Origin of the sequence: Paraburkholderia nodosa (assembly GCF_001718195.1) — a bacterium.
In the GTDB taxonomy this organism is placed as follows: domain Bacteria; phylum Pseudomonadota; class Gammaproteobacteria; order Burkholderiales; family Burkholderiaceae; genus Paraburkholderia; species Paraburkholderia nodosa_A.
The window spans coordinates 600141-611379 of the sequence record NZ_MCNV01000001.1; the positions used below are offsets into that span (position 1 = coordinate 600141).

The window sequence follows — 11239 nt, forward strand, 5'->3', positions numbered from 1 at the left end:
GTCAACCCTTGAGGATCGAACCGTTGGAGTTCCGACTACCGACCACGGCAACGGCGCCGTTTTGCCCTTCCGAAGTGCAGGGCAGTATCGAGGTTTCGCCGCGCGCGCCGTTCTGGAAGAAGTTCTGGCAATTCGCCGGTCCTGGCCTGCTGGTGTCGATCGGCTACATGGACCCGGGCAACTGGGCCACCGACATCGAGGCGGGCTCGCGCTTCGGTTACAGCCTGTTGTTCGTGGTCGTCCTCTCGAGCCTCGCGGCGATCGCGCTGCAATGCCTTTCCATGCGTCTTGGCATCGTCACGCAACGCGATCTCGCGGAGCTTTCGCGCGAGCGCTATTCAAGGCCCGTGGCGCTCGGCCAGTGGGTGCTCGCCGAGCTTTCGATCATCGCCTGCGATCTCGCCGAGGTGCTGGGCGGCGCGCTCGCGTTCCACCTGCTGCTGGGCTGCTCGCTGATGGTGGGCGTGGTGCTCACGGCGTTCGACACGCTCATCGTGCTGGGCTTGAAGGGCAAGAACTTCCGCTCGCTCGAGGCGATCATGGCCGGGCTCATCGCCACGATAGGCTTGGGCTACGTGATCCAGCTCGCGCTCGTGAAGCCGCACTGGCCGTCGGTATTCGCGGGCGCGGTGCCGTCGTGGCACGCGATTTCCTCGGCGGAGCCGCTGTATCTGGCGATCGGCATTCTCGGCGCGACCATCATGCCGCACAACCTCTACCTGCATTCGTCGATCGTGCAGACGCGCGCCGTCAAGCGCGACCGTGCGAGCCTCGCTCAGGCCATCGGCCTGTCGCGCCTCGACACGATCGTCTCGCTGCTGATCGCGCTACTCATCAACGCGGCCATCCTGATTCTGGCCGCGGCAGCCTTTCACGCCAACGGGCACACCCAGGTCACCGATATCGAACAGGCCTACAAGCTGCTCGCACCGATCGTCGGTACGGGCGCGGCGGCGGTGCTGTTCGCGATCACGCTGCTTGCCTCCGGGCAAAGCTCGACGTTCACGGGCACCGTGGCGGGCCAGGTCATCATGGAAGGCTTCCTGCGAATGAAAATTCCGTGCTACCAGCGGCGGCTCATTACGCGCGTGCTCGCGTTGATCCCCGCCTTAGCGGGCGTCGCGCTGCTCGGCAACGGCGCGGTGGGCAAGCTGCTGGTCGCAAGCCAGGTGGTGCTGAGTCTGCAACTGCCGTTCGCGCTCTGGCCGCTCATTCGCATGACGAACGATCGTGCGCTGATGGGCGAGTTCGTGAACCGGCTCCCCACGCGGTTGCTGGCGTGGTTCCTGTTCGTCGTGATCTCGGCGGCGAACCTGTGGCTCGTCTGGCAGACGTTCAGCGGAAACTAAAGAAGGGAAAGGTGTAACAGGCGCGCGCCATAGAGGCGGCAAGCAGAGGCGGCAAGCAAAAGCGGCAATCGGAAAGCGCTTCGCCGTCCGGTGCGCTCAGGCACCGGACGGGTTCGCGTCTTGGTCTCGCGTCCGGTTAGTCCGGATCTGCTCTCCTACGCTTACGCAGCCTCGGCAATGCCATCCGACGTTACCACTGCCGGAAGGTCGCTCTCGGTCTGCTCGGCGCCCCGTCGCGCTGCAGCCGCCTTTTTCGTCTTGCCGGCTCGCGAAGGAGGCTGGCATGCGCCGCACACGACGTTGTGCTGAAGGTCGTGGCGATGCGCGACGAATTTACCGCCGCAACGGCAGCAAGGCGTCAACTGCAGAATATCGGCATCGAAAAACCGCACCAGGGTCCACGCACGCGTGAGGTCGAGCGCCGGCTCGGCCCCGCTGTGGCGGCAGTGTTCCAGATACAGCCGGAACCCCTTGGTGAGCGCGTCGAGATGCGAGCAACGCGCTTCGTTCTTGAGGAACAGGTACGTGTTATAGAACAGCGAGGCGTGGATGTTGGCCAGCCACGTCATGTACCAGTCCGCCGAGAACGGCAGCATACCTTTGGGCGGCGATACGCCACGGATCTCGCGATACAGGCGGATCATGCGGTCGCGCGAGAGCGTGAGTTCGCTTTCGAGCACCTGCATGCGCGCGCCCAGCTCGATCAGTGCGATCGCGCGGAATACTTCCTGAGCGTCTTCGGTGAGGCTGCGCCGCGTAGTCATGGACGTCACCCTCAGGCGAATTGACCAGCCGGCTGTCCCGCAAGCAGGATGGCCGCATGGGTAGCCGCCACGTCGGCATGCTTCGAAGTCTGCGTGAGCGCGGACAACATTGCATGATCGTCGAAGCGGAAAAAACAGAGAAGTTGGTCGGAAGAGGCCAACCTGACGATCTGCGCGAGCGACAGAGCGCCAAGCAGATCGGCCAGTTCCGACGACAGTCCCAGTCGGAACATGCCGACTGGTTTGTCCTCGCGCAGCATGCGCTGTGCGAGCATCAGATACGACAAATTAATTTCGCGGATAGATTCCAGCGTCTCGCTGCTACGGTCCATTTCTCTAGTTTCCGAAGCCCCGAATTTAACCCCCCGGCTTTTTCGCCGTTGTATCTTTTCTGATCTTGTGGTCGATCTTCGCTCGTTGGCTCGATCTGACTCTTTGATACAGGTTGTTACATCTCGTAACAACCTTGGAGGGAATTGTATGAGGGCTTATCTCAGAAATCAATCCCTCGGATCAAAAATAATCGTACTGTTGTAAATTATTTTCGGTAAGTTTTGCTGCAATTTGAAAGCCGGGTGGCGACAAGCCGTCGTGACACTGATCGGGGTGCCAAAACTGGCCGTAGCACCTTGGTTTATCAGGGTTTTCGCCAACGCGCCGCTGCGTGCGCAACGAATCATCGAAGGACAAAAATCGGCCGCCCGGTGGAATAAACGTTTAGAAAGGAGTTGGGTTGACAGGTAAAAAATACGGCTCTTTCGATTAATACCTATGACTATTGAGTTTGTAACAGATGTTTCGACCCCGGCGACCTGTAACAGGGCAATGTGTAACCAGGATGTTACGAGTGCAGACGGTGGGATGCACCGTTGGTTTCCGGAATATATGCAGACTGGATATTGCGCGAAGATCGCACTTGTGAAACGTTTGCGATCGACGGTCGACGCGCAATCCGGGTGGGGCGGTTCTTTTGCCGCTTCAGGTCAGCCAGGGCCCTGCTTCGTTGAGGGCGCGGGGCAGTAACAGACCGACCCGACCGACCCGCGCGCCGACGATACGCGGGCGACGAGCGGCCCGGCGATTTCAAAGTCGTTGTCGATAACCATCGCGCCTCCTATACCGTATACAACGACTGTCGATGTGCTGGTTATATCATAACGTGATATAACTAAAAATAAATAAAGCGGCATTGCGGGTACGGCGCGTTCGCCCGCCCGGCACCGGGAATCATCGGGGGAGGGATCATGGCCTCGTTCAACAGGATTCTGCTGTGTTACGACGCAACGCGCGAAGGCCGCCGGGCTTTGCGTGAGGGTGCCGACCTTGCACGCGAATGCCACGCGCAAACGCATTTGCTGGCCGTGCTCGACCAGGCGCCGCTGCAATGGGGGACGGACATCGCGTCCGCCGTGCCGTTCGAAGCCGCGGAAGAAGCGGCGCGCGAGATTCTGCGTGACGGGGTGGCGTGCCTGGAGGACAAGGGGCTCGTGGCGACGGGGCACTTCGTGGTGGGCCGGCCGATAGACGTGATCGCAAGCTACTGCGAGGAACTCCAGCCCGATCTCATCGTGGTGGCGCACCACCGGCGCGGGCCGCTCAAGCGCTGGTGGGATGGGCGCGACGACCGCCTGCTGCTCGACCGCGTGTCGTGTAGCGTGCTGGTCGTTACCGCGGCGGACCCGGAGCCCGCGAAAGCGGCGGCCTGAGCCGCCGCCGCCACGCCCTCCCGCGCCGGACGTGCTATCGGGGGCACCCGGCGCAGCCGCCGACCGCGCGTCACGGCGCCCGGTCGCGCAATGCCTGAGCGGTCTGCGGATCGGCGGGAAAGAACGCTTCGATCGCTAGCTCGGATAGCGTGATGTCGACCGGCGTGCCGAACACGGTGGTCGTGCTATAGAACGCCAGTTCCCCAAGCACGGTGCGCACGCGCAGCGGCACGGCAATGTGATGCGCGAACGGCTCGGCGCTCACGTTCGCGACGCCCGGCGGCGGCGGATACGCCGCGAGTTCCTCGTGCAGCGCGGCGAGCGCGGGGTCGCCGCTCGCGTCGATCTGACGTTGCAGGCGCGTGAGCAGATGCGTTCGCCACGCGTGCCAGTTGACGATGCGCGGCGCCATGCCCTCGGGATGCAGCGATAGACGCAGCGCGTTGATGGGCGCAGCGAGCAGCGCAGGCGAAGCGTCGCCGATGAGCGGCGCGAGCGCGCCGTTCGTCGCGACGATATTCCAGTGGCGGTCCACGGCCACGGCGGGATACGGTTCGTGACCGCGCAGCACCAGATCGACTGCCTCGCGCGCGGCGGCGAGTTGCGGGTCGTCGAGCGCGCGCTCGCGATAGAGCGGCGCATAGCCCGCCGCCACGAGCAGCGCATTGCGCTCGCGCAGCGGCACATCGAGCTGCTCGGCCAGATGCATGACCATCTCGCGGCTCGGCAGCGCGCGGCCCGATTCGACGAAGCTCAGATGGCGCGTCGAAATCTCGGCTTCGGTCGCGAGCAGCAACTGGCTCATGCGCCGGCGCGTGCGCCAGTCGCGCAGCATCTCGCCGACGCTGGGGCGCCCGGCGCCGGACGGCGCGGCGGGGAGGAGGGAAGCGAGTGTGTTCATGCTGCCGATTCTAGCCAAACGCGAGAACAAGGCGATTACGTCTGAGGTAAAGAAGCGGCCGGCAACGGATATATGAAAACCTCGGGTTTACGCCCCTGCTGCATTCGTGGACGACGTTTACCGTGCGCCGCGCTATCGCCTAGAATAAAAATTCTCACGGACTGTGGCGTCGCGCAGAGGAGACTGCCATGAGGGAAACCGTTGCTGCTTATCTGCTCGGACCAGGCGTCATGTTGCTGGTATGTGCGGCTATGTGGGCCGTGTCGCGCCGCAGCAGAGGCACGCTCGAAGCGCGCCTGACTCGCTGGCTCGACGCGCATCGGCCGCACGGCATGCATCACAAGCATTGAGCGTGCCAGCGCCGCGTCGGTTTGCGCGTTTGCCCGGCGTTTGCCCGAGTACATCGCGTACGGATCGCGGCAAGGCGCGGCGGGCAAATTCCATAGCATTCCGAATCAACTCCCGAGTTAGTTCGTTTCGCTCCGGCACGCAGTGCGGCCTTTGCGCGTGCCGGCTCGTCTGCCATTGCCGCCTCATGTCGAGGGAACTGAGCGTGCGCTCCGCGGTCATTCCGATACTGCATACCGGAGCCCTCCATGACCCGTCCCGCCGATTCCTTCATCATCTTCATCGCCCGCATCGCGCTCGCCATTCTGTTTCTCTGGGGCGGTGCCATGAAGCTGCTGGGATACGCGGGGTTTGTCGGCTACCTGCATTCGAAGGGCGTGCCGTATGCCTCGTATGGCGCGATCGCGGCAACCGCCGTCGAACTGCTCGGCGGCATTGCGATCGTGCTGGGCGTGCGCACGCGCGCGGTTGCGTTCCTGCTGGCCGTGTACGCTATCGTGACGGCGATACTCGGCCACGACTTCTGGAACATGACTGAGGCCGCGGCGCAACAGGACGCGGTCATTCATTTCTGGAAGAACGTGGCGATCGCGGGCGGTTTCCTGCTGCTGGCCGTGACGGGCGCGGGACGTGCTTCCATTGATGGTCTGCGCGCGCCGCGCGGCGGCGGCCTGCGAGGCTGACGCCCTCGCGTGGCGAAGCGCGAGTGTCGAATTGCAACCACCGGGCAACCGGGTGTAGAGGGAGCAGGCCTTGATACAGAACTTCGACTTCAACGTGGCAGGCAAGACCGGGCAGTTCTGCGCGAGCCTTGCGGAAGACGGCACGCGGCGCGTGTTCATCAGTGAGGCGGATACCGCGAAGACGCTGGTGATTCTCGACGCCACCGGCCTCATCGGCGCGCTCAAGGCTGAGCTCGAGGAGCCCGACCAGCTGATCGCTCACGCCATCCGTAAGGCGCAGAACGATGGTTTGATCGCCCGCGCGATCGACTCCGGTGCGATCCAGGAGGCGTCGCTGTAGTTCGGCACGCCAGTTCGCTGTCGAATCAGCGAGATTCCGGTTCGTTCACGCGCGCCGGCGCGATGCGGCGCACGTCCGCATGCGCCGGTTCGGTTCTCACGAACCAGGCCAACCCGGCCGCCGTGAGCAGGAGCGCCGTCGAGACCGCGGTTTCCGCACGCAGGCCGGCCACCACCTGCGCCGCGCCCGCCCCGCCCGCAAGCGCGCCGAACGCCGCCACCCCCACTGCACCGCCCGCCTGACGCGCCGTATTGAGCAGCGCCGAGGCCGTCCCCGCACGCGCCGGCTCCACCGAGGAGAGCACGGCCGTGGTCATCGCCGGCACGGCGAGGCCCATGCCGGAAGGAATCAGCAGGAAGGCGAGCAACATGAAGGCGAGCGGCGTCGCGGCATCCACGCTGACCAGCAATGCGTAGCCGGCACCCGCAATCAGCGCGCCGATGATCATCGGCCGGCGCGTGCCGTAATGCGCTACCACATGGCCGCTCACGATGTTCGAGAGCAGGAAGCCGGCGGTGAGCGGAATGAACGCGAGTCCCGCCTGCAACGGCGTCTCGCCCCGCGCATGCTGCAGATAGAGCGCGAGCACGAACACGGTGCCGTAATAGGTGAGATTCACGCAGATACCGAACAGCACCGCCGCGCTGAACGTGCGGTTGCGCAGCATGGCGAGCGGCACCATGGGGTCGTGTGCGCGCGTTTCGAGCGAGACGAACGCTAGACCCGCCACGAGCGCGAGCGCAAAGCCGCCCGCCACGGCCCAGTGCGTGAAGCCGAGCGGCCGCCATTCGATCACGGCGCCGGTAAAGGCCGTGAGCGCCACGATGGCGAGCAGCTGGCCGCGCACGTCGAGGCTGCGCACGGCGGGCGCGCCGGCAGCGCTGGCATCGTGCGTATGACGGCGCGGCGCGGGAATCCAGGCGAACGTGGCCCAGAGGCCGGCCGCGCACAGCGGCAGGTTCACGAGGAAAATGCTGCGCCAGCCGAACGCCGCGATCAGCAGGCCGCCCGCCACCGGGCCGGCGGCGATCGAGATGGCGCCGGCGGCGGTCCAGAAACCCACTGCACGCGCCCTGAGCGCCCGGTCGTGGCGGCACGCTTCGTTGAGCAGCGCGAGCGAATTGGGCAGCATGGCCGCCGCGCCCGCGCCCTGCAGCGCGCGGGCGGCAATCAGCATGACCGGATTGGCCGCGAGCCCGCAGGCCAGCGAGGCGAGGGCGAACACCACGAGCCCGATGGCGTAGAGGCGGCGTGCGCCGTAGCGGTCGCCCAGCACGCCGCCCGAGAGCATCAGCACGGCGAAGGCGAGCGTATAGGCGTCGACGATCCATTGCAGGCCCGCGACGTTCGCATGGAGATCGGTTGCGATGCGCGCGAGCGCAATATTGACGATGGTCACGTCGAGCTGCGTGACGACGAACCCGACGCTGACGGTCGCGACGATACGCGTGAGCGCGGGCGTGAAGTGGACTGGGGTGGGGTGTGAGGTATTCATGCGCCCATGGTAGGGCGCTCGCAGGCTTCGACGTTTCAGCGCGAGGTGAATCGTCGAAGCCTGCGAAAAAATGGTGTCTGATCAAGGGCGGCCGCCCAGTGCGCAGTAAGTGCACACTGGGGCGCACTTACTGCTCCTGATGCGCGTCCTTGAAGAACAGCGTCGTGATCGCACCGAGCACGCAGATCGCGGCCACGTAGTAGGTGGGCGCGAGCGGCGCGGACTTCATCAGCAGCGCGACGACGATCGGCGTGAGGCCGCCGAACACGGCGTACGCCACGTTGTACGAGAACGAGATGCCCGAGAAGCGCACCACTGGCGGAAACGCGTTCACCATCACATAGGGCACCGCGCCGATCGTGCCGACCAGCAGCCCGCAAAGCGCATAGAGCGGCATGAGCATCGAGCTGTCCACGGCGATCTGGCGGAACATCGTGTAGTAGGCGATCGCGAGAGCGATGCCGCCGATGGCCAGCACGCGGCGCGCGCCGAAGCGGTCCGCGAGCGCGCCCGCGCTCACGCAGCCCACCGTGAGGAAGAGCGTCGCCAGGCAGTTCGCGAGCAGCGACGTGGTGGCGTCGAGATGGAACTGCTTCTGCAGGAGCGGCGGCGTCATCAGGATCACGACGACGATGGCGGCCGAAAGCATCCACGTGAGCAGCATCGAGACGATCACGGCGCGGCCGTGGTCGCGCAGCACGGCCTTGAGCGGGATTTCGTCGGCGAGCGACTTGCGCGCCTTCATCTCCGCGAACACCGGCGTTTCGTGCAGCCACTGGCGCAGATACACCGAGAACATGCCGAACAGCCCGCCAATCAGGAACGGAATGCGCCAGGCATACGCGGCGATGTCGCCCGGGGCGTAGTGATGATTGACCGCCGCGGCGATCAGCGAGCCGAGCAGGATGCCGAACGTGAGGCCCGCCGTGAGCGTGCCGCATGCATAGCCGATATGGCGGCGCGGCACGTGCTCGGAGACGAACACCCACGCGCCCGGCACCTCGCCGCCCACGGCCGCGCCTTGCAGCACGCGCAGCGCGAGCAGCAGCACGGGAGCGAGCACGCCGATCGTCGCGTAGGTGGGCAGGCAGCCCATGGCGAGCGTGGGCAGCGCCATCAGCAGCACGGAGAGCGTGAACATGCGCTTGCGGCCGAGCAGGTCGCCGAAGTGCGCCATGACGATGCCGCCGAGCGGCCGCGCCAAGTAGCCCGCCGCGAAGATGCCGAAAGTCTGCAACTGGCGCAGCCAGTCCGGAATCGTTGCGGGGAAGAACAACTGGCCGATAGCCGGCGCGAAGAATACGAAGATGATGAAGTCGTAGAACTCGAGGGCGCCGCCGAGTGCGGCGAGCCCGAGCGTCTTGTAGTCGCTGCGGGTGAGCGCGCGCGCAGCGGCAGGCGTGCGCACGCCAATTTCTGTTGCTTGCATTTCCGAAAAACCAGGGTGTTGTTATGTACGACGTTGTATGTAGCGCGTGCGGAACGCGTGGACGTCGGGGATGGCCAGAATTTGCCTGGTGCGCGCGTGGCGCGGGGGCGGCGGTCGTCGGATAGGCGGGCGCAGGGGTGGGGCACGGCAACAGCGCGTCCGCGAGGGTGGGCGGACGTGCGACGACTTCAGGCCAGTGCGCGATTCTACAGGAAGCCTGGGAGCTGCCCGATGCGCGGCCCGTCAGGACGCTCCCGCGCCGCTGTGGGAAAACGGCGAAGCGTTCTGGAATTCGGACTCGTCCGATGGGCAGATTTTGCACATATCCACAAAATTGCCCGGTTTCATCATCGATCCATCAGGGGCCCCCACCATGCGCATCGCGATCCTCCAGCTCGACGCTGACCATCGCCAGCAGCTCGAGCGCGTGCTGACGCAATGCGGTCACGCCTGCGTTGCGTCCAGCGACGCACTCCTGCTTGCCAGGACCTTGGCCGCATCGACGGTCGATATGCTCCTGCTCGACTGGCAGGGCTCGCAGATCGCCGGCGCCGAGCTGCTGAGAACCTTGCGGGCCGTGAACGGCAGCCAGCTTCCGGTGCTGTTCGTCTCGGAGGACGCCTCCGACGAGAACGTGGTGCGAGCGTTTTCTATCGGCGCCGACGACTACGTGTGCCTGCCGGTTTGCCCTTCGGTACTGCGCGCTCGCGTGAACGCGCTCCTGCGCCGCGCGTTTCCCGACCGGTTCGAGAACCTGACGATCGACGCCGGCCCCTATCGCTTCGACTTGCGGCATCAGGCGGTCAGCGTGCACGGCAAGCCTGTGCTGCTTTCGACCACGCAATACCGGCTGGCTGCGCTGTTCTTCTCGAATATCGGGCGCATGCTCTCGCGCGATCACATTTACGCGATGGTGTGGGGGCGCGAGTTGCAGACCTTGACCCGCACGATCGACAGCCACGTGTCGCGGCTGCGTCTGGTGCTGGAGATCGACACGCCGAACGGGTTTCGGCTGCAGCCGGTGTACAAGAGCGGCTACCGGCTGTTGTGCCTGCAGGATGAAAGTGAGGCGCTCGCCGCCGAAGGCGCGGGGCTCGAGTCGGCTTGAGGGGTAGCGCGGCGAATCATTCTGTCGTTCGATAAAAAAAGACGGCGGCACGCATGGCGTGCCGCCGTCTTTTTTGGCTGGTGCGTTACGCGCCAGCGCGCGGCAACCTCAGCGCGCGAGGCCGAGTCCTTGCAGCACAGCGTTGCCTTCCTTCGTCAGGCGGATGCGCGGGTCACCGGCGTCGTCCTGGACCTGCTCGACGAGGCCGGCTTCCTTGAGCATCGGAATCTCCGGTTTGGCGTGCGCGTCGATCGGCGCATGCAGCAGCAACAGGAGGGTCGCAAGCTCGTGGTGGCTCAGCAACCGGCGCAACAAGGTGCGGCGAGCGGGCTTCGCGCCGGGCGCGGCCTCGCTGTCGACCTGGTTTGTCGCCTGGATTTGCGGGTCTTGCTGTTTCACGGAACCTCCTGCAGCGCTCGTTTCTTTTGGGTGAAGCGATGATGCGGACGAAGACTTAAGCGATTCTTAAAACGCCCGGCGAAAATGTGTCATCGCGCTACACGGCGCGTAGCGATGTAAAAGGCTGTAATTGAAAGGGCGCGAAGGCGCGGCGAAGCGCCGCGCAAAGCGACCCGGCAAAAACGGCCTGTCAAATGTTCAAGGCGCGCAGGTTTTACTCGCGCCTTCGATCCACAGGTTCGAGGCGTGGCGTTTGCCGGCGTAATAACGGTAGGTCGTCGCGCCGTTATCGGTGCGAACCTTGATGACGTTCGAGTCGCCGAACTCGAGCATCTGGCCTTGCGGCAGCGGCGAGGTGGTGAAGCTGGCGCCGTGACGCGAGGCTTCGACGGTCAGGCACGAGATGACGTCCTGGACCGACCGGTTGGTTGTGGAATCGATGACCGGCTGACCGGCGTCCGGGTTGCTCTGAAACCACGCGCACGCGCCGAGCGCGAGCGAAAGGGCAAGGGGCACGGCAAGCTTCTTCATATTTCCCGGTATCCAACGAAGTAGCCAATCATTATATCGGGAGCATGTCCCGTGCCACGGCGTGGGCGCAACATGCCGCAAAACTGTCACGCGCCGGGCATCCGTGTTGCGGCAGTGCGACGTGCGTGCGAAGCCCTACATACTGGCGCGCAAGAACCTACGGAGCGAGATAGACTATTTAAGGGG

13 protein-coding genes are annotated in these 11239 nt (G+C 64.8%); 6 read left to right on the plus strand and 7 right to left on the minus strand.

Annotation, left to right across the window (positions count from 1 at the left end; genetic code table 11):
• The first annotated feature begins 23 nt into the window (after window positions 1-23).
• On the plus strand, window positions 24-1349 hold the full coding sequence (locus BFD71_RS02605) for an Nramp family divalent metal transporter (protein ID WP_069261690.1): 1326 nt from the start codon (window positions 24-26) through the stop codon (window positions 1347-1349).
• A gap of 161 nt (window positions 1350-1510) precedes the next feature.
• On the opposite strand, the gene flhC is transcribed toward BFD71_RS02605, so the two are convergent.
• Together flhC and flhD are read right to left on the minus strand one after the other, a co-directional pair.
• Complete coding sequence (flhC, locus tag BFD71_RS02610) at window positions 1511-2113, minus strand: flagellar transcriptional regulator FlhC (protein ID WP_069261691.1); 603 nt, start codon at window positions 2111-2113, stop codon at window positions 1511-1513.
• An 11-nt stretch (window positions 2114-2124) separates the two neighbouring features.
• Window positions 2125-2445, minus strand: coding sequence for a flagellar transcriptional regulator FlhD (gene flhD / locus BFD71_RS02615; RefSeq protein WP_028202636.1), 321 nt, complete (start codon window positions 2443-2445; stop codon window positions 2125-2127).
• A 912-nt stretch (window positions 2446-3357) separates the two neighbouring features.
• Here flhD and BFD71_RS02620 point away from each other — a divergent pair.
• On the plus strand, window positions 3358-3819 hold the full coding sequence (locus BFD71_RS02620; RefSeq protein ID WP_069261692.1) for a universal stress protein: 462 nt from the start codon (window positions 3358-3360) through the stop codon (window positions 3817-3819).
• Window positions 3820-3889: 70 nt separating this feature from the next.
• On the opposite strand, the gene BFD71_RS02625 is transcribed toward BFD71_RS02620, so the two are convergent.
• Window positions 3890-4720, minus strand: coding sequence for a helix-turn-helix domain-containing protein (locus BFD71_RS02625; protein ID WP_069261693.1), 831 nt, complete (start codon window positions 4718-4720; stop codon window positions 3890-3892).
• Between the two features lie 188 nt (window positions 4721-4908).
• Here BFD71_RS02625 and BFD71_RS41260 point away from each other — a divergent pair, with 188 nt between their 5' ends.
• From BFD71_RS41260 to BFD71_RS02635, 3 genes are all read left to right on the plus strand, one after another.
• Window positions 4909-5070 carry a hypothetical protein gene (locus BFD71_RS41260; protein WP_165979491.1) on the plus strand — a complete coding sequence of 54 codons (162 nt, stop codon included), beginning with the start codon at window positions 4909-4911 and terminating at the stop codon, window positions 5068-5070.
• Between the two features lie 246 nt (window positions 5071-5316).
• On the plus strand, window positions 5317-5751 hold the full coding sequence (locus BFD71_RS02630) for a DoxX family protein (protein WP_069261694.1): 435 nt from the start codon (window positions 5317-5319) through the stop codon (window positions 5749-5751).
• Between the two features lie 70 nt (window positions 5752-5821).
• Entirely contained in the window at window positions 5822-6091 is a 270-nt protein-coding gene (locus BFD71_RS02635; protein WP_069261695.1) for a hypothetical protein, read from the plus strand.
• A gap of 25 nt (window positions 6092-6116) precedes the next feature.
• On the opposite strand, the gene BFD71_RS02640 is transcribed toward BFD71_RS02635, so the two are convergent.
• The gene (locus tag BFD71_RS02640) at window positions 6117-7586 is read right to left on the minus strand and encodes an MFS transporter (protein ID WP_069261696.1); all 1470 of its coding nucleotides are present in this window, start codon (window positions 7584-7586) and stop codon (window positions 6117-6119) included.
• Between the two features lie 127 nt (window positions 7587-7713).
• Window positions 7714-9015 carry an MFS transporter gene (locus BFD71_RS02645; RefSeq protein WP_069261697.1) on the minus strand — a complete coding sequence of 434 codons (1302 nt, stop codon included), beginning with the start codon at window positions 9013-9015 and terminating at the stop codon, window positions 7714-7716.
• Between the two features lie 373 nt (window positions 9016-9388).
• Between BFD71_RS02645 and BFD71_RS02650 the strand changes: the two genes are divergently transcribed.
• Window positions 9389-10123 (plus strand): response regulator transcription factor, encoded by a 735-nt coding sequence (locus BFD71_RS02650; protein WP_069261698.1) that lies wholly within the window; start codon window positions 9389-9391, stop codon window positions 10121-10123.
• A 108-nt stretch (window positions 10124-10231) separates the two neighbouring features.
• On the opposite strand, the gene BFD71_RS02655 is transcribed toward BFD71_RS02650, so the two are convergent.
• Both BFD71_RS02655 and BFD71_RS02660 read right to left on the minus strand, forming a co-directional pair.
• A complete protein-coding gene (locus BFD71_RS02655; protein WP_069261885.1) occupies window positions 10232-10501 on the minus strand; it encodes a hypothetical protein in 270 nt (89 codons plus the stop codon).
• 219 nt (window positions 10502-10720) lie between these two features.
• A complete protein-coding gene (locus BFD71_RS02660) occupies window positions 10721-11053 on the minus strand; it encodes a hypothetical protein (protein WP_069261699.1) in 333 nt (110 codons plus the stop codon).
• Window positions 11054-11239 lie beyond the last annotated feature (186 nt).

What these genes read in the sequence shown, in the direction of transcription:
- flhC (WP_069261691.1), bottom strand. Translation starts at nt 2,113, where the DNA reads ATGACTACGCGGCGCAGCCTCACCGAAGACGCTCAGGAAGTATTCCGC.
- flhD (WP_028202636.1), bottom strand. Translation starts at nt 2,445, where the DNA reads ATGGACCGTAGCAGCGAGACGCTGGAATCTATCCGCGAAATTAATTTG.
- BFD71_RS02620 (WP_069261692.1), top strand. Translation starts at nt 3,358, where the DNA reads ATGGCCTCGTTCAACAGGATTCTGCTGTGTTACGACGCAACGCGCGAA.
- BFD71_RS02625 (WP_069261693.1), bottom strand. Translation starts at nt 4,720, where the DNA reads ATGAACACACTCGCTTCCCTCCTCCCCGCCGCGCCGTCCGGCGCCGGG.
- BFD71_RS41260 (WP_165979491.1), top strand. Translation starts at nt 4,909, where the DNA reads ATGAGGGAAACCGTTGCTGCTTATCTGCTCGGACCAGGCGTCATGTTG.
- BFD71_RS02630 (WP_069261694.1), top strand. Translation starts at nt 5,317, where the DNA reads ATGACCCGTCCCGCCGATTCCTTCATCATCTTCATCGCCCGCATCGCG.
- BFD71_RS02640 (WP_069261696.1), bottom strand. Translation starts at nt 7,586, where the DNA reads ATGAATACCTCACACCCCACCCCAGTCCACTTCACGCCCGCGCTCACG.
- BFD71_RS02645 (WP_069261697.1), bottom strand. Translation starts at nt 9,015, where the DNA reads ATGCAAGCAACAGAAATTGGCGTGCGCACGCCTGCCGCTGCGCGCGCG.
- BFD71_RS02650 (WP_069261698.1), top strand. Translation starts at nt 9,389, where the DNA reads ATGCGCATCGCGATCCTCCAGCTCGACGCTGACCATCGCCAGCAGCTC.
- BFD71_RS02660 (WP_069261699.1), bottom strand. Translation starts at nt 11,053, where the DNA reads ATGAAGAAGCTTGCCGTGCCCCTTGCCCTTTCGCTCGCGCTCGGCGCG.